At 47.4% G+C, this 26,343-nt stretch carries 18 protein-coding genes; 12 read left to right on the top strand and 6 right to left on the bottom strand.

Features of this window, described 5'->3' with window-relative positions:
* Positions 1-14: 14 nt before the first annotated feature.
* A complete protein-coding gene (locus UNH61_RS26060; RefSeq protein ID WP_326994949.1) occupies positions 15-1,136 on the bottom strand; it encodes a DUF5009 domain-containing protein in 1,122 nt (373 codons plus the stop codon).
* A gap of 169 nt (positions 1,137-1,305) precedes the next feature.
* On the opposite strand from UNH61_RS26060, the gene UNH61_RS26055 reads away from it, so the two are divergent.
* Complete coding sequence (locus UNH61_RS26055; protein WP_326994948.1) at positions 1,306-2,364, top strand: glycoside hydrolase family 2 TIM barrel-domain containing protein; 1,059 nt, start codon at positions 1,306-1,308, stop codon at positions 2,362-2,364.
* Positions 2,365-2,408: 44 nt separating this feature from the next.
* Here the strand turns inward: UNH61_RS26055 and UNH61_RS26050 are convergent, their stop codons facing one another.
* Both UNH61_RS26050 and UNH61_RS26045 read right to left on the bottom strand, forming a co-directional pair.
* Positions 2,409-3,239, bottom strand: coding sequence for a YitT family protein (locus UNH61_RS26050; protein ID WP_326994947.1), 831 nt, complete (start codon positions 3,237-3,239; stop codon positions 2,409-2,411).
* A gap of 272 nt (positions 3,240-3,511) precedes the next feature.
* Positions 3,512-3,736, bottom strand: a complete 225-nt coding sequence (locus UNH61_RS26045) for a hypothetical protein (RefSeq protein ID WP_326994946.1) — start codon at positions 3,734-3,736, stop codon at positions 3,512-3,514.
* A gap of 373 nt (positions 3,737-4,109) precedes the next feature.
* On the opposite strand from UNH61_RS26045, the gene UNH61_RS26040 reads away from it, so the two are divergent.
* From UNH61_RS26040 to UNH61_RS26015, 6 genes are all read left to right on the top strand, one after another.
* A complete protein-coding gene (locus UNH61_RS26040; RefSeq protein ID WP_326994945.1) occupies positions 4,110-4,943 on the top strand; it encodes an energy transducer TonB in 834 nt (277 codons plus the stop codon).
* Between the two features lie 459 nt (positions 4,944-5,402).
* A complete protein-coding gene (locus UNH61_RS26035) occupies positions 5,403-7,982 on the top strand; it encodes a phosphoenolpyruvate carboxylase (RefSeq protein ID WP_326994944.1) in 2,580 nt (859 codons plus the stop codon).
* Between the two features lie 153 nt (positions 7,983-8,135).
* Positions 8,136-9,551 (top strand): NADP-dependent phosphogluconate dehydrogenase, encoded by a 1,416-nt coding sequence (gene gndA / locus UNH61_RS26030; RefSeq protein ID WP_326994943.1) that lies wholly within the window; start codon positions 8,136-8,138, stop codon positions 9,549-9,551.
* Positions 9,552-9,575: 24 nt separating this feature from the next.
* Positions 9,576-11,081: a glucose-6-phosphate dehydrogenase gene (zwf, locus tag UNH61_RS26025; protein ID WP_326994942.1), complete on the top strand. Its 1,506-nt coding sequence runs from the start codon at positions 9,576-9,578 to the stop codon at positions 11,079-11,081.
* Between the two features lie 126 nt (positions 11,082-11,207).
* Positions 11,208-11,933: a 6-phosphogluconolactonase gene (pgl, locus tag UNH61_RS26020; RefSeq protein WP_326994941.1), complete on the top strand. Its 726-nt coding sequence runs from the start codon at positions 11,208-11,210 to the stop codon at positions 11,931-11,933.
* Between the two features lie 167 nt (positions 11,934-12,100).
* Positions 12,101-12,865: an amidohydrolase family protein gene (locus UNH61_RS26015; RefSeq protein ID WP_326994940.1), complete on the top strand. Its 765-nt coding sequence runs from the start codon at positions 12,101-12,103 to the stop codon at positions 12,863-12,865.
* Between the two features lie 101 nt (positions 12,866-12,966).
* On the opposite strand, the gene UNH61_RS26010 is transcribed toward UNH61_RS26015, so the two are convergent.
* Entirely contained in the window at positions 12,967-14,550 is a 1,584-nt protein-coding gene (locus tag UNH61_RS26010; RefSeq protein WP_326994939.1) for an FMN-binding glutamate synthase family protein, read from the bottom strand.
* A 238-nt stretch (positions 14,551-14,788) separates the two neighbouring features.
* Here UNH61_RS26010 and UNH61_RS26005 point away from each other — a divergent pair, with 238 nt between their 5' ends.
* The 5 genes from UNH61_RS26005 to UNH61_RS25985 all read left to right on the top strand — a co-directional run bounded on the left by UNH61_RS26005 (position 14,789) and on the right by UNH61_RS25985 (position 22,942).
* The gene (locus tag UNH61_RS26005) at positions 14,789-17,398 is read left to right on the top strand and encodes a family 20 glycosylhydrolase (RefSeq protein ID WP_326994938.1); all 2,610 of its coding nucleotides are present in this window, start codon (positions 14,789-14,791) and stop codon (positions 17,396-17,398) included.
* Between the two features lie 203 nt (positions 17,399-17,601).
* The gene (locus UNH61_RS26000) at positions 17,602-19,785 is read left to right on the top strand and encodes a DUF5916 domain-containing protein (RefSeq protein ID WP_326994937.1); all 2,184 of its coding nucleotides are present in this window, start codon (positions 17,602-17,604) and stop codon (positions 19,783-19,785) included.
* A gap of 201 nt (positions 19,786-19,986) precedes the next feature.
* Positions 19,987-21,345 carry a redoxin domain-containing protein gene (locus tag UNH61_RS25995; RefSeq protein ID WP_326994936.1) on the top strand — a complete coding sequence of 453 codons (1,359 nt, stop codon included), beginning with the start codon at positions 19,987-19,989 and terminating at the stop codon, positions 21,343-21,345.
* A 221-nt stretch (positions 21,346-21,566) separates the two neighbouring features.
* Positions 21,567-21,842, top strand: a complete 276-nt coding sequence (locus UNH61_RS25990) for an HTH domain-containing protein (protein ID WP_326994935.1) — start codon at positions 21,567-21,569, stop codon at positions 21,840-21,842.
* A 416-nt stretch (positions 21,843-22,258) separates the two neighbouring features.
* Positions 22,259-22,942, top strand: coding sequence for a LytTR family DNA-binding domain-containing protein (locus UNH61_RS25985; protein WP_326994934.1), 684 nt, complete (start codon positions 22,259-22,261; stop codon positions 22,940-22,942).
* An 8-nt stretch (positions 22,943-22,950) separates the two neighbouring features.
* Here UNH61_RS25985 and UNH61_RS25980 read toward each other — a convergent pair whose 3' ends face one another.
* Positions 22,951-23,592, bottom strand: a complete 642-nt coding sequence (locus UNH61_RS25980) for an AcvB/VirJ family lysyl-phosphatidylglycerol hydrolase (protein ID WP_326994933.1) — start codon at positions 23,590-23,592, stop codon at positions 22,951-22,953.
* Positions 23,593-23,714: 122 nt separating this feature from the next.
* Complete coding sequence (locus tag UNH61_RS25975; RefSeq protein ID WP_326994932.1) at positions 23,715-26,294, bottom strand: phosphatidylglycerol lysyltransferase domain-containing protein; 2,580 nt, start codon at positions 26,292-26,294, stop codon at positions 23,715-23,717.
* Positions 26,295-26,343: the final 49 nt, after the last annotated feature.

Genomic DNA, 26,343 nt, shown 5'->3' with positions numbered 1-26,343 from the left:
TCGTAATTCTTTTCCTACACCCGTACATAAATCTTCCTCCGATCCAGCGCCAGTCCTACCAGCCAGCAGAGAAGCATAAAGGTCAGTGAGAAAAGCAATGAACCGAAGGGGCCGGGAGAGATCGGCTGAAAAATTTTATCATTGATCCATTGATAGAGGGAAACATTGCCTACCTGGAAGAAATAAAGCAGGATGGCCAGTATTTCTGAAAGAAGATAAAGGAACAGGGGATTCTTACCGAATACAGTAAAGAAGCCAGTGCCTTTGTTGATGTTGGCAATGTCAATGACAAATATCAGCAGCGACAGCAACAGGAGATCTATACCTACTGTGAGCAGCACATAAGAGCTGGTCCATAATTTTTTATTGATAGGGAATACTGTATTCCACGCATATGCCAGACCCAATAATACAATGCCAGCCAGTATCATGCGCAGGATACCCGGTGCAGTGCGGCCATGCCGCTGTACAAACAAACCGGTATAGTAACCTGCCACTACATTTACAACTGCAGGAATAGTGCTGAGTAAGCCTTCCGGATCAAAGGCAATACCTTCGCCATGGTACATATGGTTGTCGCCCAACACCACTTTATCCAGGAGTATACCTGCATTTCCGTTAATGCCATATTGATCACCCGGTACACCACAGAACCACATGATCGCCCAATATCCCAGTAAGAAGAGGATACTGATGGCCCATACAGCTTTTTTAGAGCAGTAGTGGATCAGCAGGGATGCAATACAATAGCAGAGTGCAATACGTTGCAATACGCCCAGTATACGGGTATGACTAAATGGGTTAAACTCAAGCCCGGCATCCGTATGATGAACAAACGGGAACCAGTACATCAGGTAACCCAGCAGAAAAATGATCAGTGTCCGCTTAAAGATCTTTCCAAGTACAGCGGAGTTACCGAGCTGCTCATATTTTCTCATGCTGAAGCTCATAGCGTTGCCCACAGCAAAGAGAAAGGAGGGAAATACCAGGTCTGTTGGGGTCCAGCCATGCCAGGCAGCATGATCCAATGGCCAGTAGGTACCTCCCGTTCCGCCTGTATTCACAATGATCATGAAACAAACGGTCATCCCGCGGAACACGTCCAGCGGTAAGAAGCGTTGAGAGCTTTGAGTCATTTCTCTTTAATTATTGGTTGATAAGATGGTAAGGAATGAAAAATCGTTAGAGTTTTTACAATATATACATCTAATTTTCAAAAACCAAATATCAGCTGGTGGCAAATACTAAAAGGAGCGCAAAATTGCTTATATTAAAACATAGTTATCTCCCTTAAAATATACCACTATGCGCAACTTGCTCTTTCCACTATGCCTTATTATTTTTTTTCTGTTGTGTTGCCGCCGGATCGATGAGCCCGGAAACTGGCCGGTACAAAAGGCCCGCAGCTGGTACGCCTCTCTCGGATGGCTGCGGGGCTGCAATTTCATTCCAAGCACGGCGGTTAATCAGCTGGAAATGTGGCAGCCTGCTACTTTCGATACCGCTACGATTGACCGGGAACTGGGATATGCGGAAAATATCGGAATGAATTCTATGAGGGTCTATCTCCATCATGTGCCCTGGGTAACAGATCCGCAGGGTTTTAAGCAACGTATCAGCACTTATCTCGACATCGCAGCCCGGCACCGGATGTCGACGGTTTTCGTATTCTTCGACGACTGCTGGAATAACGAATACAGTTCAGGGCCCCAGCCGGCGCCAATTCCGGGTGTACACAACTCACGCTGGGTGCAGGATCCGGGAACTGCTTTGCTATTGCAGCGTCATCTGGAAGATACACTCCGGCAGTATGTAAAAGATATTGTCAGAAGCTTCAGACATGATCCCCGCGTCATCATGTGGGATCTTTATAATGAGCCCGGTAGCTTCGGCGATGGCAATAAAAGTCTGCCGCTGCTGAAGAAGGTATTCCGCTGGGCCCGGGAAGAAAAACCTATGCAGCCGCTAACAGCCGGTGTCTGGGATGAAAATCAGGAAGAACTGAATAGCTTTATGCTCTCTCATTCCGATGTGATTACCTATCACAACTACCAGTCAACGGATCTTCACCGGCGGGAGCTCCGGCGCCTGCAGGCCTGGGGGAGGCCTTTGATCTGTACAGAATATATGGCCCGTACCCTTGGCAGCCGTTTCGATAATATTATGCCTATGCTGAAAAAAGAAATGACAGGCGCTTATAGCTGGGGACTGGTAGCCGGCAAAACAAACACGATCTACGCGCAGGGAACACCGCTGCCGGCAGGCGTAATGCCCAATCCCTGGTATCATGATATATTTTATACCGATGGAAGACCATACAGTGCGGAAGAAATAAAAGTGATACAGGGGCTGACAGGGAGATAGATACAGGCTTCCGTATACGCGGGTATACGGAAGCCGTATGCAGACTATTTCGAAAATCCACGGCCAAGTACTTCATGCACTTCATGTATTACCACAAATGCCTCCGGATCTGTTTCCTGTACCAGGGCTTTCAGCCGCATCAGTTCCTGTTTTCCGATCACCACATATAAAACCTCTTTGGGCGATTGTGTATAGGCGCCATGCCCATGTAACACAGTGGCGCCGCGTTTCAGCTCGCCGGTAATCCTCGCCGCGATGGCATCCGTTTGCCCCGAAATAATGGTAATGGCACGTTTGGTGTTAATACCATCTACAATATAATCTACCGTTCTGGCGCCAATGTATACGGCTATAAAAGTATACAGGGTTTTCTCTACGCCTATGATGTAGGCAGAAGCCAGGATCACAACAATATCAAAAATAAGCATCGCATTACCTAACGACCAGCCGAAGTACTTGTTGAACAAACGGGCTACAATAGCAGAACCTCCGGTAGTACCACCGGAAAGAAAAACAAGCCCAATGCCTATACCTACCAGCAATCCGGCGAAAATAGCTGCCAGCAAAGGATTGGTGGTAACCGGCGCCAGCTTTCCCTCTGTAAGATAAAGGAACAGTGAGCAAAAAAGAATGCCGAAGATCGTGTATATCATACTCCGTTTGTCTAACAGCCTGTAGCCAATGACAATCAGAAAAGCGTTGATAATGAAATTGGTAATACCGGGCGACCAGCCCAGGTAATAATAAGTGACGATGGTAATACCAATAACACCGCCCTCAGACAATTTATTAGGAATAGCGAGGAAGTTGATACCAGCTGCAAAAACCAGTGCCCCCGCAATAATCAGCAGAATGTTTTTCACATGTTCTTTCATGCTGCAAAAATAAGCCAATAAAGCATTGAGGCTCGCAATGCCGTAAACGAAAAGCAGAAAAACAGGTAGAAAAAACTCAAAAATAATTTGGAAATAATAAAACTCCATGTATATTTGTCTACCAATTCAGTGGACTAATAAAGTCTGCTACCCGGGGAAGCATCAGGCATACGCTTCCGGCATCCTTTGATCCACCAGCAAGGTGTTGCGGCCATCATTATAAAATGTGTAAAAACAATTGCACTATGAAAAGGCACACACTGATTAGTGGTCTACATTCCTACACACTGCCTGCAGTGTTTAACTTCACCTGTTCCCGTTATATTCCGGCAATGCCCGGCTGTTGCTGAATAGAAGATCTTGCGTTCTGTAAGCTGTAAATAGAATGCCTGGTCAGGCTTGCGGGAGAGGTGCGCTGCGAATTTATTGGTGGTAAATTTTTCAGTATGGCATCTCCCCGCATCCTCCCGGCATAACAACAAAAACTGATTCATCATAGCCAGCAATCAACGCTGGTACTACATCGCTAAACTTCAGTTCAGGGGGCCGTTGCTTAAAACAATTCTGGTGGGTTTTGTCGGCAATTGCTCCTGAAAACTGAAGTAAATAATTCAACACCGACTGCCTCCCAACCAACCATTTTAAATCATTTTCCGGATGCGGTCAATAAGGCATACTGTATAACGTATACGCCTATACTTTTTTCGGAAAGCCTAATTTAATATGAAGGAACCACCTGCTTCCAGGTAAGGTCCCCAGTGCCAGCAAGTCCCGACGTCCAGTCGGGACTTCTTTTTTCCGGCCGGAAAAATTTTCGGAAACCTTATGGAAAAATTTTTTCCACTCATCTAATTAGCAAAACAAATCGCTATGGACTCAACTAATATCCCGGGGAGTGCTTTCCTCGACATCCTCTTCGAAGGACGGAATAAAGATTATGGGGCCTACGAATTACGCAGCCGTTATAACAAACGGGTTCGCAATGCCATCATGGGAACAGGTTCCATTATGCTGGTACTCATCGGCGGCTATGCCCTGAACAACACATTGAGAGCGGCCGACCATGTACGGCCTCCGGAAATCGCCAGGAAAATTATCCAGCTGGACGAGGTAAAATTACCTGACCCCGACCCGGTAATCCCACCGCCTCCGGTACATGCAACTCCTCCACCCGCGGCACGTACAGAAATATTCGTAACTCCCACTATTACCGACAAGGAAGTAAAGGTCGAGGAAGAAATGAAGAGCCAAAAGGAGCTGAAATCAGTAAACATAGGAGTAGCTAAATCTGATGGGGTAGAAGGTGGTGCTGATGTGGAATTACTTGCCGGTGATGGAGGAGGTACCGGTGTGATTACCGTGGAAAAGCCTCCAAAGAGAGAGGAACCGTTCACAATTGTTGAAATCATGCCGGAATTTCCCGGCGGAATGGATGCCCTGGCAAAATATCTCGGAAATAACATCCGGTACCCCGCTATGGCCCAGGATAATGGTATTGAAGGTATTGTCACTATTCAATTTGTAGTGAATACCGATGGCTCTATCACCGATGCAAAAATTTTAGGCGCCCATAAAGGCGGTGGGCTTGAGGAAGAGGCCATGCGGGTCGTGAGGAAAATGCCTAAATGGAGGCCTGGTAAACAAGGTGGCCGTTTTGTTCCCGTCTATTTCAATCTCCCTGTCAATTTCCGTCTGCAGCAGTAAATATTTCCTTTAATCATCAGGTTTTAATGGTTACCCTTTTTTTTCGGAAATACCGGCTGGGGGCTTATTGTGCCTGGTGAACAGCAATGATCTATAGGGGACCTGAACCGGTTCCCGGTTTTTTCCGGGGCCGGTTTATGGAATTTCTCCGGGCGCTGCATCATAGCGCTGTGAATGCCTCCGGCTGAACCGGCCATTTATCCCTATACCTGTACTATTATTTGCCCGGCCTTCATCCATTTTAAACCCTCATTTAATTGCGCATTCTAATCCTGATATCAATCCCGGTCAGCCCCTGCGGCCGGGATTATCTTTTATATCAGTACTTTTTATTAGATATTATTCAAATATTGTCTATTTCCATAGAATAAAAATCAAAAAACTAAGAAATTAATACAATAATTGTTAATTTAACGGCCGCTTAGTTCTCTTCTTTAGCACTATAAACGGATAATTAGTATGGAAGCGCCGGTAAATAACTCGCTGCAACAGTTTAAAAACCTTGTTGGAACAAAGTTTCAGCTGTATAATAGTCTTTTTACGTCACTGCCTTTTCACCGGGTGGAGAAGACAGGGGTTTTCCTGTCGCTGTTCCTGCTCCACTGTGAGGAAGGGTATGCGAAAGGCAGCAGTCCCCATGAGATCATGGAATCCTTTTTCTCCCAGTATACTACCTACACGGATGAGAAACAGAAGACAGATTTATTATTCCGGTTCGTCCAATACGCTGAACGCCAGGTTGTGCTGTTCGACGCGTTGGAAGATGCCGCCTTCCGTCATATCCGCGATCTTCAGGGAGCAGGCACATTGCGCCATCTCCAGTCGGAAATCATTCAGGAACAGGCCCAGGAGCAACTGAAAGAGAAGCTGAAAGATTTTTCCGTTCGGCTGGTGCTTACAGCCCATCCCACCCAGTTCTATCCCAGCGAAGTGCTTGGTATCATCAACGATCTGTCTAAAGCCCTGATCGATGAAAATACCAGCCAGGTAAACATGTATCTTCAACAGCTGGGGAAAACACCTTTCTTTAAAAAAGAGAAACCCACTCCCTACGATGAGGCGATCAGCCTGGTGTGGTTCCTGGAAAATATATTCTATCAATCGGCCGGACGTATTATGTCGTCTATCAGGGCGCAGTTCCCGGGCGCCATCAGCAGCGATAATTCCCTGATCCGTATGGGCTTCTGGCCTGGAGGCGACCGCGATGGCAACCCCTTCGTGAATGCGCCCACTACCATAGAAGTAGCTGCCGCTCTGCGCGAATCGATTATGAAATGCTATTTCCGTGAAGTGCGTAACCTGCGCCGTCGCCTTACATTCAAAGGGGTCGACAATGTAGTGGCTGCGCTGGAGTCAAAGCTTTCCCGCAACCTTTTCCTGCCCGGGCATAAAGCAGATATCAGCCGCCAGGAAATATTGGATACGTTATCGGATATACGAAAAACGATCGTTAATGATATTAATGGCTTGTTCGTACATCTGGTTGATAACCTGATCAGCAAGGTGGAGATCTTCGGCCTCTTTTTCGCTTCACTTGATATACGGCAGGACAGCTCCGTTCACGAGGCGGTGCTGGAAGCTGTGGCCGCGCGTACCAACGCGCTTCCGCCGGATTATACATCGCTGAGTGAGGAGGAAAAAATACAGGCACTGCTGAACATAAAAACGGAGATCGATCCCGCGAGGCTGGAGAACCCTTTACACCAGGATACATTGCAAACTATTGCAGCGATCAGGGAAATACAGGCTGCCAACGGGGAAGAAGGCTGCAACCGTTATATCATCAGCCACAGCACCAGCGTACTCAACGTAATGGAGGTATACGGCATGTTCCTCCTCAGCGGCTGGAAGAAGGACGCGATGACAGTAGACATTGTGCCACTGTTCGAAACCATTGAAGACCTGCGGCATGCAGGGCAGGTAATGAAGCTCTTGTATGAGAACGAGGAATATCGCGCTCACCTCCGTCGCCGTCAGTGCAAACAAACCATTATGCTTGGTTTCTCCGATGGTACAAAAGACGGCGGTTACCTCATGGCTAACTGGAGTATCTATAAAGCGAAAGAAGAACTGACGGCAATTTCCAAGGAATATGGTATCAGCGTCCTGTTCTTCGACGGCAGGGGAGGTCCTCCGGCACGTGGAGGCGGAAAAACCCACCAGTTCTACGCATCTATGGGCAGAAATATCGCCAACAAGGAAATACAGCAAACGATACAGGGGCAAACAGTCAGCTCCAACTTCGGTACAGTAGATGCTGCCCAGTTTAACATGGAGCAGCTGATACACGCCGGTATCAGCAACGACCTCTTCTCCTCACGCGAGGTAACACTCACCGAGTCGGAGGAAAACCTGCTGCAATCGCTCGCTGATGAAGGATATACGGCCTACAATAAATTGAAGATGCACCCGTATTTCCTGGCCTATCTGGATCATGCCAGTCCGCTCCGATATTACGCTGAAGCTAATATTGGCAGCCGACCGAGTAAGCGTAACGCTTCCGCCAAGCTGAATCTGAATGATCTCAGAGCCGTACCTTATGTGGGCGCATGGAGCCAGCTGAAACAGAATGTGCCGGGCTATTACGGCGTAGGAAGCGCCCTGGAACAGTTGGATAAACAGGGTAAATGGGCTGAAGTACAGGTATTACACCAGCATTCCCTCTTCTTCCGAACCCTGTTGGATAACTGTGAAATGGCGATGAAAAAAAGCTATTTCCCGCTAACCGCCTACCTCGCCGAACATCCGCAGTACGGGGAAGTATGGCGTATGATCTACAACGAATTTGAACTTACAAAGAAATACCTGCTGCGTCTGAACAACGAACGGGATCTGATGGCAGGCAGCCCTATCGATCAGCTTTCCATCCAGATGAGAGAAAGGATTGTACTGCCACTGCTGACTACCCAACAATACGCACTCACCATGATCCGGAATCAGGACACTACTTCTGGAAATGGCAGCAGCCGCGAAACTTATGAGAAGCTCATTATGCGCTGCTCGTTCGGTATTATCAATGCCGGTAGAAACTCAGCATAGCATCGGGTATTCTTAATGAAGAATTAATAATGAAAGCGAAGAACCTGGCGAATCACACTACGCTCGCGGGTTCTTCGCTTTCCTTCTTAATAGTTCATTCGTAATTCTTAATTCACTACATTTACACCTCCTTAAGAAGTAACTTCTCTTTATATGGCAAACAGCTTATATGACTTTGGAATGATTGGCCTCGGTGTAATGGGTAGAAACCTGTTACTGAATATGGCAGATCATGGCTTTTCTGTTATCGGCTTCGATAAAGATGCAACAAAAAACAGCGCATTGGAAGCCGCCGCTACCCCGGGTACTACTGTTAAAGGTGTTGGAGAACTGGCCGCTATGGTACAGTTGCTGGAACGCCCGCGTAAAGTGATGATGTTGGTGCCTGCCGGTCAACCGGTAGATGATGTGATTGCATCATTACTGCCACTGCTGGAACAGGGCGATGTGGTGATAGATGGTGGTAACTCTCACTATACCGATACATTGCGCAGGGTACAATACCTCCGTGAAAAAGGGATACACTTTATGGGTATCGGCGTATCCGGTGGTGAACAGGGAGCCCGTACAGGACCGAGTATCATGCCGGGTGGCGACCAGGAGGCTTATGCAAAAGTAAGGCCTATGCTGGAAGCTATTGCTGCTAAAGTAAAAGACACGCCATGTGTGGCTTACCTGGGTAAAGAAGGGGCCGGCCATTACGTGAAAATGGTGCATAACGGTATTGAATATGCTATTATGCAACTGATCAGTGAAAGCTATGCTTTGTTGCAGAAAGGTGCCGGATTGAACAACGATCAGCTGCACGAAGTTTTCAAAAACTGGAACCAGGGCGCTTTACAGTCGTTCCTTGTGGAGATTACCGCCGATATTTTTTTACAGAAAGACGATAAATCAGACCATCGCCTCGTGGATATGATCTCCGACAAAGCCGGTTCAAAAGGCACTGGTAAATGGACTTCACAGGATGCGATGGAACTCCCTGTAGCAGTTCCGGTGATCGACACGGCTGTTGCGATGCGTACCCTTTCCGGCTACAAAGAGCAGCGCCTGCTCGCTGAAAAATTGTACAAAGGCCCCGCAGATAACATTCATACACCGGCCGATATGTGGATTAAACAGATTCACGACGCGCTGTATTTCGCTACTATCATTTGCTATGCACAAGGCCTCGCCATGCTGCATGAAGCATCGAACGACCTGAAAATGGAAATTCCGTTGCCGGAAGTAGTGAAGGTATGGAGAGGTGGTTGCATCATCCGTTCCACCCTGCTGGAAGTGTTCATGCAGGCATATCAGAAAAACGCTGACCTCGGCAATATCCTCCTGGATGAAAATATTGCCTACCTGGTACAATCCGTTGAAAACAATATCCGCAGTGTAGTAGCACAGGCTGCTGCCGCTGGTATCGCTGTTGGCGGATTTATGTCGACGCTGTCTTATTTCGATGCTTTCCGTACCGGCCGCATGCCAACCAACCTGATCCAGGCACAACGCGATTATTTCGGTGCTCATACATATCAGCGTACGGACATTCCGGGAACTTTCCATACCGAATGGCAACATTAAAAATGTTCAACATTAATTAAATATATGCAGATCCATAAACGCCCACCTGCTTCCATCCTCTTTATTTTCGGAGGCAGTGGCGATTTGAATTACCGGAAATTAACACCCGCTCTATATAACCTGTTCCTGGACGACTGGATGCCTGAGCAATTTGCCATTGCTGGTCTGGGCCGTAGTCCTTATTCCAACGAAGACTATCACAAACATCTGTTGGAAGGAATCAGCAAATTTTCCCGTCGTAAAGGAGAACAGAACGGACATTGGAAAGATTTCAGTGATCATGTTGCTTATCTGCAGATGGATGCGGAAGACCCCGCTTCCTACAGCAAAATAACCGATTTTGTGGCGCAGAAAGAAGCAGAGTGGAACGTACACCCAAGTGTGATCTTTTACCTGGCTGTTGCGCCGCAACTGGTGCCGGATATAGCCACCCGCCTCGGCGAACTGAATCTTTGTGCGGATACACACAATACACGCATCGTGATCGAGAAACCTTTCGGCCACGATTTGAAGAGTGCACACGAACTGAATGAACTGCTGGGGAAACGCTTTACAGAAGAGCAGATTTTCCGTATCGACCATTACCTCGGTAAGGAAACGATTCAGAATATCCTTGCATTCCGCTTTGCCAACGCACTGTTTGAGCCGGTATGGAACCGCAATTACATCGACAATATCCAGATCACTGCCGCTGAGAGCGTAGGACTGGAAGGCCGTGGCGGTTACTACGAGCGCGCGGGCGCCTTGCGTGATATGGTGCAGAACCATATCCTGCAAATCATGTGTATACTGGCAATGGAAGCCCCGGTTTCTTTCGATGCAAATGAAATACGCAATAAAAAGGTGGATGTACTCAACGCCATCCGCCGTATCACACCGGATAAAGTACATGAACACGCCGTACGCGGACAGTATTCTTCCGGTTGGATGAAGGGCAATAAGGTGGTAGGTTACCGTGAGGAAAAAGGAGTGGATCCCAAATCCAATGTGGAAACGTATGCTGCCGTAAAATTCTTTATTGATAACTGGCGCTGGCAGGGTGTACCGATCTATGTACGTACCGGGAAATACCTGCATCAGAAAGCCACCAATATCATCATTACCTTCAAGGAGGCGCCACCTTATGCGTTCCCGCTGGAAGCTGCCCAAACATGGCGTCCTAACAGGCTTACCATCAGCATCCAGCCTGAAATGGATATCCGTATCCGCTTCCAGGCAAAGCGCCCCGGCCAGACAATGACCCTTGACCCGGTAGACATGACTTTTAACTACGATGCAGCCAATGGCGAACATGCTCCCGAAGCATACGAAACATTACTGCTCGATGTAATGGAAGGCGATGCTACCCTCTTCATGCGCGGAGATCAGGTAGATGCCGCCTGGAAAGTAATCATGCCTGTTCTGGAAACCTGGGAAAGCCGTCAGCCACAGGATTTTCCGAGCTATGCGCCGGATTCCTGGGGCCCCGATGATGCGGACGCACTCGTTGCCCGGGATGGTCATACCTGGATTAATTTACCGTCTAAATAAATTACGGATTACGAATGATGAATTACGAAATAGCGCGAAGATCTCAGCGGAAAATAGACTTACTACCCGCTAAAATCTTCGCGCTATTTCGTAATTCATCATTCGTAATTTTTTAATTCTCAACTTATGGAACTACACATCGCCAAAGACCCTACCCAACTGAGTGAAAACGTTGCTGCCTGGATAAGTAACTATATACAGGAAGTATTACAGGACCAGGAACGGTTTACTTTCGTGCTTTCCGGGGGAAATACACCTAAACAGCTTTATACGTTGCTGGCAAAAGCCCCGTATAGCAAGGTAATTCCCTGGGAAAAGATACACTTCTTCTGGGGCGATGAAAGAGATGTCCCCTTTGAGGACGACCGTAATAACGCACGTATGGCGTTTGAAACGCTGCTCGATAAAGTACCCGTGAACCCGGATAATATACATGTCATGCGTACGGATATCGGCCCGGCGGAATCTGCGGCTGAATACGAAAAAATCCTGAAATCCTATTTCGGAGAAGATGACCTTACCTTTGACCTGGTACTGCTCGGAATGGGCGACGATGGACATACCCTCTCCCTGTTCCCCGGAACAGAAGTTGTGCATGAAAAGAAAGCCTGGGTAAAGGCGTTTTTCCTGCAGGCACAGGATATGTACCGCATCACATTAACAGCCCCTGTAGTAAACAGCGCGGCCTGTGTGTTATTCCTTACTACCGGCGCTAATAAAGCGCTGACATTGAAGAATGTAATTGAAGGTACCTTCAATGCCGAGAAATTCCCCTCCCAGCTCATCCGGCCCGAAGATGGTGAACTGCACTGGTTTGTAGATGAAGCAGCAGCCGGGGCAATGGAAATATAGAAAGAAATAGCCATTAGCTTTCAGCAAAATGCAGCAAAGATTAACAGTTAAGCAGATATTGTTAATCTTTGCTGCATTTTGCTAAAAGCTGGTAGCTAAAGGCTAAAAGCTTTCTTCCTTTCTCTTTTTTTCAGTAGCTTGTGTACTGTAACAACAACGATGAGATTATGTTTGATAAGCCCGTATTTGACGCACACCTGCATATTATTGACCATCGGTTTCCCCTGCAGCCTAACCAGGGCTTCCTGCCTGATGACTTTTCTGTAGATGAATACCTGCAACTGGTAAAACCATTGAATATTCACGGCGGAGCTGTGGTGTCAGGTTCATTTCAGGTATTTGATCAGGAGTATCTGTTGGCAGCGCTCAAACAATTAGGGCCTGATTATGTTGGGGTTACACAAATTCCTGCCACTACCCCTGATGAAGAGATTATTGCTTTACATAATGCCGGGGTACGTGCCGTAAGGTTTAACATACAACGCGGAGGCTCAGAAAGTATTGAACACCTGGAACGCCTCGCACTGAGAGTATACGAGCTCGCAAAATGGCATGTGGAATTATATGTGGATTCCCGCCAGCTGCCTGGATTGTCGACCACCCTGCACAAACTGCCGGCCGTGGTCATTGATCACCTGGGCCTGTCAAAAGCCGGATATAAATACCTCCTGCCACTGGTAGAAAAAGGCGCAAGAGTTAAAGCAACAGGATTCAGTCGCTGCGATTTTGACGTGCTCACCGCCATGCGCCAGATCACCGCCATTAATCCACATGCGCTGCTGTTTGGTACCGATCTTCCCTCTACCCGTGCTCCACGGCCATTTGTAGCTGCAGATCTTCAATTGATACAGGAAAACTTTCCTGAAAGTATCGTGGCGAGAATTTGCCGGGAAAATGCGCTGGCATTGTATCGACCGGGAGTGAAGAATTAAGAATTTGGAATATAGAATTAAGAAACAGAGCGAAGACCTTAGCACATGAACAGCATGCACTAAGGTCTTCGCTCTGTTTCTTAATTCTATATTCCAAATTCTTAATTCCAGGAATCTACTCCTATCTTCTCCAGTTCCTTCTTCATATGTTCCGGCATCTGTCCATTCAGAAATGCTCCCTGCGAGGTGCTGGGGTAAATATCCTCGAACGACTTTACCTGGTTCATAAATACCCGGCGGAAAATATGCAGCCTGGTAACATCGTGTGGCCGCTGCAAGCCGGCTGCCCCGGCCAGTTCTATAGCACTTTCAATAGTATCGCGGTGGTAGTTGGCAACGCGGTGTTTCTTGTCTTCCACTACAAGTCCTGCCGATAACCATTTATCCTGTGTGGCCACACCTGTCGGGCATTTGTTGGTATTGCAAACCAATGCCTGAATACATCCCAATGCCATCATCATCGCCCGGGCACTATTACAGGTATCTGCACCAAGCGCCATCGCACGCAGCATATGGTAGCCTGTCAGTATCTTACCGGAGGCAATCAGCTTCATATGGTGGCGGATATTAAATCCCGTAAGCGTATCATGTACAAAAGAAAGCCCATCCATCAGCGGCATACCTACAGAGTTGGAGAATTCCGGAGGTGCCGCACCGGTTCCACCTTCCCCGCCATCAATGGTAATGAAATCAGGGTAGATATCTGTTTCCAGCATCGCTTTACAGATGGCGTAAAACTCCTTCGGCTGCCCGATACATAATTTGAAGCCAACCGGCTTGCCATTGCTGAGATCACGCAGGCGTTTGATGAATAACATCATTTCCCGCGGACTGCCAAACGCCTTGTGATAAGGAGGAGAGTAAACCGTAGTATATGGTTTTACGTGACGGATGGCCGCTATTTCAGGAGTATTTTTTGCGGCAGGTAATATACCTCCATGCCCCGGCTTTGCTCCCTGGGATATCTTTAGCTCAATCATCTTAACATTAGGATGGGCGCTCTTCTCCGCAAAAAGGCTGTCGGAAAAATCACCGGCTTCATCACGGCAACCAAAATATCCCGTTCCTATCTGCCAGATGATATCCCCGCCCTGCTTCAAATGCGATTCGCTGATGCCCCCTTCTCCGGTGTTATGAGCGAAGTTGCCGATCTTCGCACCACCATTCAATGCCTGTACCGCATTGGAACTGAGTGAACCATAACTCATCGCACTCACATTCAAAATGCTCGCGGAATAAGGCTGCCTGCAGTCTTTACCACCGAATATTACCCGCGGATCCTTCTCCATCTTCCCAAAATCCTGCGGCTGAATAGAATGTGCCATCCATTCATACCCCTCCGCATATACGTTAAACTGCGTACCAAATGGCTGCGAATCCAGCTCCCGCTTGGCGCGCTGATATATGGTGGACCGGTCCACCCGGTTGATCGGGCTGCCGTCTATATCACTTTCAACAAAATACTGGTAGATCTTAGGACGCAATGCTTCCATCCAATAACGCGCCCGGCCTACTATCGGGTAGTTCCGGATAATGGCATGCCTGGTCTGGAACATATCCAGCACACCCATTATCACAATTGGTAAGACCAGTACCAATAACCAGAATACCCAGGGGAAAAATAAACCCAGCACAACGATAAGACCAATGCTGATAACTGAAAAGCCAATAAACGATTTAACCATAGACTGCTGATTTTATATTACTATGAATCTACTTAACCCGGTAGAGTTATGTTTATTAAATATCGGTGTTTTTCCCGAAGAACAGGGTTTCCACTGATCGGTATCATCCTAAACAATCATAAAAATTGCCCATGTCTTTTTAAATTTATTTATTATCTTCCAGCCCTATCACGTTTATTACTTATTTCCATTTGAAAAGCGGGGTTACCAACTTTTAGTTTAACAATTAATCCACAACATGAGAAGATACAGATCTTTTACCCGGCTGGCTGCAACAGGTATGCTCCTGGCCAGTACTGTAGCCAGTGTACAGGCCCAGCAATCACCTCCTTACGATGCTGCCCGGCTGAAAACCAGCTGGGAAGTAGTTGAAAATCATTATCAGGGAAAAGACAATTTCCTGTCGACCTTTACTTTAGTAAACACTACCAATAAGGCTTTCCCGGCAAAGGGCTGGCAATTGTATTTTAATTTTATCAGAACAGTGCAGGCCGGAGAATTACCGGAGCATGTGAATGTAGAACATATCAATGGAGACCTGTTCCGTTTTTCTCCTGCTGAAGGATTTAAAGGGATTGCACCCGGCGATTCCCTGAAGCTTTCCATAGTAGGGGATGCCTGGGCCGTTAATTTTACGGATGCTCCGGCGGGGCTTTACCTGGTGTGGGAACAACAGCCGGAAAAAGGCTATGCCGTCAAAGATTACAGCATCCGTCCGTCAACTACCGCCCGGCAGCTGATGAGGTATCCCGGTGATAAAACCGCTGTGGTGACGCCTTTGGATATATTTAAGCAGAATACGGAGGTGAAGGATATTCCGGCGTCGCAGCTGCCGCTGGTATTTCCCACACCTAAATCATATACCGCTACCGGTCAGAACCTGGTGCTGGACGCCATGCCGGAGGTAAAGGCTGATCAGCAGCTCGCTGCCAGCGCTGAGGCATTGAAAGAAGAATTGGTAACGTTGCTGGGCAAACGAAAACAAGGTACGGCAATAATCAACCTTTCCTACGACGCCAGCATCGCAGCTGAAGGATATAAACTGAAAACCGGTCCGGAAGGAGTAACGATTGCTGCTTCCACCAACGCCGGCGCCTTCTACGCCATACAGTCGCTGAAAACAATGATTGCTCCCAATGCCTGGGCGGCAGTGCAAAAAACACTGACTATCCCCGGCGTGGATATATCGGACGAGCCCCGCTTCGGCTACCGCGCTTTTATGATCGATGTGGCCCGCAACTTCCATAACAAACGGGATATGCTACGCATCATCGATCTGATGGCTTTGTACAAACTCAACGTGCTCCATTTCCATTTCAGCGACGATGAAGGCTGGCGTCTGGAAATCCCTTCCCTGCCTGAGTTAACGGCAGTAGGGGGTAGGCGCGGACATAGCACCGACTGGAAAAATATGCTGCCTCCTTCTTATGGTTCCGGGCCGGATACCACCAATGCTGCCGGTTCCGGTTATTTCACCCGCAACGATTTTATTGAGATACTCCGCTATGCAACGGCAAGGCATATACGTGTTTTGCCGGAAATAGAAAGCCCGGGCCACGCGCGCGCTGCTGTGAAATCCATGGAAGCCCGCTACTATCGCCTGAAAGCAGCAGGTAAGGAACAGGAAGCAGGTGAATACCTGCTCACCGATCTGCAGGATAAATCCGAATACCGTTCCGTGCAGGCATGGAATGATAATGTGATGAATGTGGCTTTACCATCTACCTATCGTTTCCTCGATAAAGTAGTGGAGGAACTGCAGGCGATGTATAAAGAAGCAGGCGCCCCGCTTGCTGCGGTGCATATGGGAGGCGACGAGGTGCCGGGAGGCGTTTTTGAAAAATCTCCGGCCTGCCAGGCTTTGATGCAGCAGGATAAATCATTGCAACATGTAAATGACCTGTGGTATTATTATTACCGTAAAGTAAATAATCTGCTGAAAGTCCGCGGCCTTGCTGTGGCCGGATGGGAAGAGGCAGGCATGCGCAAGACCTCTATCAACGGTGAGCAATCCAGTATACCTAACCCCGATTTCGTAAATGATAATTTCCAGCTGAATGTATGGAATAATGTGATTGGTGGCGGACAGGAAGATTTGTCGTATCGGCTGGCTAACGCCGGTTATAAAGTGGTGCTGTCTGGTGTAAGCAATTTTTATTTTGACATGGCTTACATGAAATCCTTCGAAGAACCGGGATTTTACTGGGGTGGATTCGTAGATGTGGATAAGCCCTTCTACTTTATACCTTTCGACTATTACAAGAATTCAAAAGTAGATGGCAGAGGCAATCCTGTTACCCAGGATATGTTTGTTGGAAAGGACCGCTTAACAGGCTTCGGTGCCTCCAACATTCCCGGTATCCAGGGATTACTCTGGAGTGAAACCGTTACCAGCTCCGACAGGATGGAGTATATGATGTTACCCAAATTGCTGGGGCTGGCGGAAAGAGCCTGGGCGCAGGATCCGGCGTGGGCTACTGAAAAAGACCCGGCGAAAGCAGCATCCATGTATGCACAGGCCTGGAGTGTTTTCAGTAACGTAATGGGAAAACGTGAGATGCCCCGTCTGGATTATTACAAAAGCGGCTTTAACTGGCGTATACCAACTGCCGGCGCACAGGCAGATAATGGGGAGCTGCAGGCTAATATACAAATGCCCGGACTGGTAATCAGGTACACAACTAACGGGGAAGAACCTACGATAAAAAGCCCCGTATATACAACACCGGTGAAAGCAGGTGGTAAAGTAGTGAAGCTGAAAGTATTTAGTCCAAAGGGACGTAGCAGCAGAACCACCACTGTGAAGGTACCGGTAGCGGATACGCAGCTGAAGAATAATAAATTGTAGTAAGTAGTATAACCGGCGCCCGGGAGGCGCCGCGTCACTTTAGAGCAGGAAACAACACAACAGCAGGGAATTAAGCTACTTACTTCCTGTTGTAGTGTTGGCTCCTGCTTTATGTTTTTATGGATCACTATGTCCGTTCATCCTTTTTTTGATACTCCTGGTGTTGATTTTATTATTTTGTTCATCAAACCCATGATAACCTGATGTATCGTATCATTCCACTGTTATTTTGTTGTTGCTTTTTATATGTATCGTTGTCAGCACAAAAGAAAAACGACGCTTTTCAATTAAAGATAAAGAAGGCAATATCGCCGGTTAAAATAGACGGAGTCATAGATGAAGCTGCATGGCAGGATGCCGATGTGGCTACCAGCTTTCATATGGTATTGCCGATGGATACCAGTGCTGCACGCCTGCGCACAGATGTAAGGATGACTTACGATGATAAGAACCTGTATATGGTTGTGGAAAACTATACCGTAGGAGAGGGGCCATATATGGTAGAATCGCTGCGCAGAGACTTTGCTTTCCTCAAGAACGACAATTTCCTCGTGTTCATGGATCCGTTCGATGATCAGACGAACGGGTTTACTTTCGGCGCAAATGCAGCCGGCGCACAGTGGGACGGGCTGATGTATGAAGGAGGAAAAGTGGATCTAAGCTGGGATAACAAATGGGTGTCTGTTGTGAAGAACTATCCGGATAGATGGGTGTTTGAAGCAGCCATTCCGTTTAAAACAATCCGTTACAAAAAAGGGATTACACGATGGGGAATCAATTTCAGCCGCAATGACCTGAAAACAACGGAAAAGTCGGCCTGGGCGCCGGTACCAAGGCAGTTCCCTACCGCCTCACTGGCCTACACCGGCAACCTGGTCTGGGACGCTGCGCCCCCGGAAGCAGGCGCCAATGTATCATTGATCCCATATATACTCGGAGGCGTGGCGAAGGACTATCAAAAGGGTACCAGCGAAAAATGGCGCAGGGATGCAGGCCTGGATGCCAAGGTAGCTGTAACATCTTCCCTCAATCTCGACCTCACGGTAAATCCTGATTTTTCGCAGGTAGATGTGGATAAGCAGGTGACTAACCTCGACAGATTTGAATTGTTCTACCCGGAAAAACGACAGTTCTTCCTCGAAAATGGCGACCAGTTGTCCAACTTCGGCTATTCTACCATCCGGCCTTTTTTCTCCCGCAGGATAGGGTTGGGGGGAGTACCTATCAGGTTTGGTGCACGCCTGAGCGGAAAACTGAATAAAGACTGGCGCCTGGGTATCATGAATATGCAGACAGGCAAGCAGGAAGAAACAGGACTGCCGGCACAAAACTTCACGGTGGCCGCGATACAGCGACGGGTATTTTCCCGTTCAAACGTAGGATTCATCTTTATCAACAAGGAATCCATCAATTACGATCCATCTAAGGAAACGGATCATCCGGTATACAACAGATATAACCGCAACATGGGACTGGAATATAACCTTGCTTCTTCCAATAATTTCTGGACCGGCAAGGCCATGTTCCTGAAGTCTTACAGTCCGGGTAAGTCGGGGCACGATATTACCCATGCCGCCAATCTGCAATACACAAGCAGGGTATGGAACATCAGCTGGCAACACGAGTACGTGGGCCGCAACTATAATGCGGAAGTTGGCTACGTGCCACGCCAGGGTTATATCAGGATTGCCCCACAGGTCACCCGTCTTTTCTTTCCGCTGTCGGGGCCGGTGCTGAGCCATGGCCCGCAGGTAACCAGCAGCTGGTTCTTCGATGAAAACGGGTTTAAACGTACCGATAATGAAACGACGCTCAACTACGGTATTGTGTTCCGCAAGCGGAATACCCTGAATATATGGGCGTCTAATACCTATATCAGGCTGTTGCAGCCGTTTGATCCCACCAATCTTAAAAAAGACAGTCTGGCGGCCGGCTCGCAGCATAACTGGAATACCGTGGGAGCAGATTATGTATCCAAGCCGCAGAGTTTGTTTACCTACGCGCTTTCGGCCCGTTATGGCGGATATTATACCGATGGTACCAGGTTCATGGCCAATACGGAACTGGGGTATCGCTTTCAGCCCTACGTGAGTATAGCGCTCAGCGCCAATTACAATTATATTACTTTACCCAGGCCCTGGGGAAATACGGATTTCTGGCTGGTAGGCCCGCGCCTGGATGTTACCATGACCAATACCCTGTTTTTCACCGGGTTTGTACAATACAACGGACAGCAGAAGAACATGAACGTAAATACCCGGTTTCAGTGGCGTTACAGGCCTGCTTCCGACCTGTTTATTGTTTATACAGACAATTACCTGCCCGAACCATTTTATGTGAAAAACAGGGCCCTGGTGCTTAAACTGGTGTATTGGTTCAATATCTGAGGAAAGCTGTATTAACTGTTTGGAATCTATTAACACTTTGGATTTTTATTCAGATTATAATTGCATACAAGATGTGAATCCGGAAGGACGATCATATCCGTTATGAAAAGAAAAAAATTTCATTTACTATCGTTGTGAATATAGCCCCCCGTGGTTTTTACCATGGGGATTCACCATTTTAACTGTTTTAATGAACCCTCTATGATGAAACGACTATTGTGCACAAGTGGTGTGTTGTTGTGGCTGATACTGACAACAGCTGCGCAAACTACTGCTGTTATTACTGGACGGATAACCGACCGGCCTGTAAGAAAAGTATCACTTACCTACTGGTATGATCCCGGGATTACGCCGGCATTTACGCTGGATACGCTGTTACAGCGCGATTCATTTTATTTCAGGATCCCGCTCCCGGCTGGCAGGCCGGTATTCTTTTATACTGATGCGGGTAACGGATATGAGTTTTATGGATTGATCCGGGCGGGCGATAGTGTGCGGATGATCATGGAGGGCGACAGTCTCCGGTTTAGTGGCCGCGGTGCGGTGCTGAGCAGGGCTTTGTATAATGCCCGGAGAGAACAGGAACGTGTGGCGCCATCTCCTTTACAGCGGGATGCCCGGGCGCTGGCCGATGGTTATCAACGGCAGCTGCTGGCCGGAAATTCGGTACTGGCTATTTATCGCGATAGCCTCGAAGCGCCTGTCTGGAATCTGGCAAGGGCACATGTGTTAGGAGAAGCCGCAGGTAAGCTGGTGGCTACTTTATGGAAATTGCCACCTGCACCGGATAGTACATTGGAAGAACGGCAGGTTAGTTTTTATAAAGAAAAAATCCTGCCTGCATTACCTTCCTTTTCAACAACAGATACAACGCTAACGGCTATACGTTATTTAAATTATCTGTTGCAGAAAGCAGAGGCAGATTACTATGTACAACATCGTTACGAATGTAATGTGAAGGCTGTTTACGAATGGCTGAAAACCCACTACAGCGGCCGGTTGAGGGACCGCCTGCTAGCGCAGAAACTCATGCAGGATTTTTCTGCCGGCAATCCTCCGGAAGATCAGGAATGGTGCGTTCGGGATTATCTTACCATCGTACAGAATAACACCTGTAAGGAAGCCATTGCCGGATTATACGGAAAGGCCAGAAAAGGCCTCAGCAAAGGGAATACAGCTCCTGCATTCTCCCTGACGGATATACAGGGCCGGACGGTGAGCCTGGACCAATTGAATGGAAAAGTAGTGCTGCTGCATTTTTATAACGGCGCAGATCCTTTACTGCAGGCTCTTTCAGAGATCAAAGGATGCTTTGATGAAACAAGGGTCACATTTGTAAATATCTGCTGCAATGGAACTCCCCGGAAAGAACTGCCTGGATGGCTGCTAAACATGAATGACCAGCACCGCGAGCTATTATCTCAATACAACATCAACAAATACCCTTCCCTGATAGTGATTGGAAAGAATGGAAAGATTTATGCTGTCAGACCCCCGGACCCCGCCACAGATCACGGTACGGCATTGACTAATATCATTTATGACGCATTACTGCAGTAGGTTTTTTAAGCAGCTGACCAATAAAATCAGTATACTTACGTTTTGTATTAGTCAGTAGCTAAAACGCACCAGTGCAAAGGTTTCGCAGTTAAAATTTGAAAACCCGTTTAAACCAGATTGTTAATATTTACATTAAAATATATATATGAGAATCCTGGTTTAATAAAGACACAATTCGTAAATTCAATTAAATAACCGTTAAGAAAACCCCTCTATGCCACATGCCAAAGCGTTATTTTGACAGACTACAAACCATTGATTACCTTATCAGGATCAAGGGGACCGGTAAACCCGCTCAGTTAGCCAAGCGGCTTCGTATTTCCGAAAGAACACTCTATGAATTCCTCAAAATGATGAAGGAGTTAGGTGCTCCCATTGAGTACGACCGGTACAAGGAAAGTTACTACTACTCAGAAAAAGGCGGATTTAATGTCAGATTCTCCAAGAACCTGATCGCAGTGAGTGCTATGTTACTTCTGTTCCTCTTTGTCGGGTAAACATGGTCCGCGCATTGACCAGTTAACCGGACTTCCGTTTAGCTTCTTATTGCGCATCAGCCGCCCGTTACGGGCCTTAGATCTGACACTCCGGGCATTGTTCCGTCTCTGAAAGATCTTTTGTGAAATTCTCTTTAACAGGTGGACAGGAATGGACATTACCTTCCGGTAGTGGCCGTTCCTGCCCACCTTCTTTATCTATAATACTTAACATTGGATTAACGGTTTGCTTTTTAAATACCTCCAATTTTATCCTGAGAGAAATGTCAGCTTTTAAATAATATTTTTTTCATAACGCGGTTTAGATTAGATTTTAGATAGCACGCGGGTTTCTCTTCAGTCACCTGCACTCTTATATCTTTTACTGCGTACAACTGACATTGTTTTTTTGGTCCATTTTAACCTGAATCAACACTATGATACTTAATTGTATAATCCTGGGCAATGACCCTGAAGGATTCGGAGAGTTGGAAAATTGTTTGGCAACCATACCATTTATTTATGTTGCCCGTCGCTGTCACTCCCTCGAAGAGGCCTGTTTCTGGCTGGGAACACAGACCATTCACATCCTGTTACTCGGACAGCCGGCAGATGAGCAGTTTCCGCCAACCCATCCCCGGAATGTACTGCCCGTTATTATGATGACCTACCCCGGTGAGGGATTCGATTTCCTGCCTGCAGGGATATTGAGCGAACCGTTTAATCTATCGGAACTGGAAGACCTGATTAACAAAATATATCATACTATAGAAATGGAAGGAGCTATAACCCCATCAAAATATGAAACAGGTTACTTTATGGTGAGAACACCACATCGTTTTGAAAAGATTTATTACGATGACCTGATGTATGTGGAAGTAATGGACGACCACATCATGCTACATTTAAAGGAACAGCAATTAGTTACTGCTGAAACGCTGGACTGGGTTATATCCCAGCTGCCTGCCAGTGCTTTTATGCGGGTACACCGATGGTTTGTGATTGGATTGCGGCATATTAGCCGGCTGGAAGAAAGTCACGTTACTGTTGGTACAGCGCGTATCTCTCTGACGGCTTCGATGAGAAAAGAGCTAACGATCAGGACGAAATTGCCAATATAACAGCGGGATTACTGCCGCATAGACTCCAGTATCTTTCCTGCCACGCCACCCGCATCCTCGTCGTATGCATGTCCGCCTGGAAGTATTAGTTTCTGGTACCTGACCGTCAGCGCCCCGAAATTGAAATCTTTTTCCTCCGCTCCAAACACCAGGAGCATAGGCTTATCAGTGATTTTGTTGATCTCTGCAGGCACACTCATGCCCCTGTTGCTGGACCTGCCCAGCATGTCGGAAACATGCACTTCCAGGTCGGTACGCAGGGAGGGCGACAGGAATACCAGTTGCTTCACCTGGTTCGTAATATCCGCAGGCAAACTGTTGTAAATAAACGGTAATACATCCGCTCCGAGAGAATAACCCACCAGTATCACACCATGGCTGCTGCCCCATTGGGCCTGGTGGTATTTGATCAGGAAGGTGACATCACTCGCCGCCTGTTGAGGTGTTTTCTTACTCCAGAAATATTTCAATGCATTGAGCGCCACTACGGGGTAGCTTTTCTGATGGAAAGATTCTATCACATTCACCGAGAACTTTTTCATACCACCATCGCCGGTAATATATAGTATCAGCGGAGCCGTGGTGCCGGCAGCCGGTACTTTCGTAACGATAGGGAGGTTGCCGGGCAGGTTCTGGGCATTTGTTCGCATAACGGTGAGTAAGAATAAACAAATGAGTAGTTTGCCGGTCCTGAACAACTGATTTGATATTGACATATACTGATTTGATACCTTTCTAAAAAACAAAATCCATTCCGTGATTGTTCGGGCCGTCAGGGTTGCATTACCTTACTCAGTGCTGATGGTAATTGCACCAGATCGAAATCATGTTCATACACAAGATACTTATTCGTCCACTCAGTGGCATATTTCTCCTTGAACTCGCGGAGCCCCTGGTAATGCCGGAAGAAACGCAGTTTTTCATAGGCATATTTGACCATTTTCTCAGCCGTGTTTTCAGGTTGACTGATACCCGACATAGGCACCATTCCCAGGTTCAGGTAATGAAGTCCTTTCTGCTGAGCATCCTGGATCAGGGCGATGATGAGTGCGTCCATCACGCCTCCCGGCGCGTCGGAACGTTTCCGGATCAGATCATAGGTACATTCACCCGGCGCATAATCCGGGATAATATTCAGGAATGCCGATATGCGGCCTTCCGCATCTGTTACGGTGAAAATGTCCTGTCCGCGTATGGCATCTTCTTCAAATAAGCCCTGTGAAAAAGTAAGCTCTTTTACTTCGTATTGATCCAGCCATTCATCACTGACAGCTCTCAGCTCCTTCAGCATATTCGGCGTTTGCGGAGCCGGATGGAAAGCAGTGACATATCCTTTGTTGGCAAGACTGTTTAAACCATTGCGGAGCGACTTCTTATCTTTCCCACTCAGGCTGAAATTTCTGATATCCATGATCGCTTCCTGGCCAATCAGCATCTTTTTCTTTTTAAGAGAGCTGAAATAATAGGTGCTGTCTTCATCTACACGATAAAATGCCGCTCGCAGTCCCATTTTTTTGCATTGTTGTTCAAACTCTTCGAGCATTGATAACTTGTTATCTTCACTGCATACGGGTTCTTCCAGTACAATAGCAAAGCTGCCTGCTACCCGGTAAGCAATGAATCCTTCATATTTATCGGAGATAAACAATAATTTATCCTGACCTATTTTGAAGTAATCCATTGGAGAATCGCCATACTGGCTCAGGTAAAACCTTGCTTTTTCAAGCGCCGAATTCGACTGTTGTGTAACATGCAGGTAAGGCCGGATGATAGTATAGAACAGGAACGCCCAGGAGCTCACTCCCAGCACCCTGATGGCCGACATAAACTCTTTTCCGAATCGGGTTACCGGCGATAACCCATCATCTTCCAACAGCATAAAGCAGTGGAAAGCATGACGGATGGATTGCTGCCAGCTAAAGTCGATGCCGAAATGGCGTATATCGAGGAAATAAAAACCGACGGTGCCAAATACCAACACCACAAACAGTGTAGCCAATGCCGTTACCACACCTATGTTTACAAGCTGGGGATTACTCTTTACCCGGTATTGCCGGGAAGTGATCAGTAGAATAACACTGGTGACCAATGCCAGTGAGGCTTCTTCATAATCCAGCGCTTTCCCGATATGACCAAATGCCGACAGCAGTGACACCGACAATGCAACGATCCACGCACTGCGAAGGCCCCTGATGAGGAAAGTAGCCGTAACAAGTAATATCAACCCGAGAAACACTACTAACAGGTTGGTAGCATGTATAGAGGTACCCGGTATATATGCCTTCAGCATATGCATACGGTTCGCCAACGGAGGCGTGAGCACTGAAAATATATTCACCATGCCCAACAGGAATATCAGGATAGGCGGCAATAAACGAAGTACCAGTTCCCGGCCTTTCAGCGCAAAGGCAAACATGCCGGCTACCAGTGGTAGCCAGAATTCGAACAGGCGGAATAATAAAGTAATCTCCAGCGCTTCCAGTGTGCTGTAGCCGTAATTACTGAGTATGTATGCAAGCGATAATTCTATTGCGCCCAGTCCGCGGAGAAAAGGAGAGATGATCAGGAAGATAGTAGCCACAATATATCCTACACAGGCAGCTTCCAGCGAAGGCGCCACTCCTGTGGCCAGCATACTGATGTAAAGATGTGCCACTCCTGCTACTTCAATCAATACGGAAGCCAGCACCGTATACATAAAAGCGGGAACAGACAGGTGAAAGGTGAAGATCTCATCTACCTGGTGGGCAGCGCCCGGGAAATATCTTACCAGTAACTGATATGCTTTCCCTTTAAGCTGCATGGAACGCACCAGCCACACTACCGCCAGCAGCAGCACACAGATGGCTGCCAGGCCCCAGGCCGCATCCCGCATGGTACCTGCATGCATCATGGCGTAGCCAACCACCGGAATGCCCACAAGAAAAACAGATAATATCCCGACAAAGCCGTAAATGCCTGATGCCTGATGTACCTGCTGTTTATGTACCTGCGCCTTACGCAGGCTTTGCGGCAGATAAGCCAGGGAACTGATCCCTCCGGCTGGCAGAAATACAGATAAAAGGTTGCGTTTCAGAAATAGCTCCGTACTCTTAAAGATATCAAGTCTGCCACCTACCGCCCTGAAACTAAATACATACATGCCAGCCTGTAACAGGATGTAGGCCGCAGTTATCACCACTCCAAAAATAACCCAGCCCCTGTCCGACTGCTCAATGGCGGGAATCAGCGAGCGAAGCTCATGGCGTTGTGAACGGAAAAAATAAATTGCCAGCAATATAAATAAGACTGCCAGAAGCTCCTTCAAATGAAGTTTACGCACGAATGCGGCAGTGAAAAATTTCTTTCCCAAAGATGAATAGGTTTCGTTTAAATCTGTTGCTTGTTGCTACCAGTCCACA

Origin of the sequence: Chitinophaga sp. 180180018-3 (assembly GCF_037893185.1) — a bacterium.
GTDB lineage: Bacteria > Bacteroidota > Bacteroidia > Chitinophagales > Chitinophagaceae > Chitinophaga.
The sequence above is the reverse complement of the archived record's forward strand: the minus strand, read 5'-3'. Positions and strand labels throughout refer to the sequence as shown.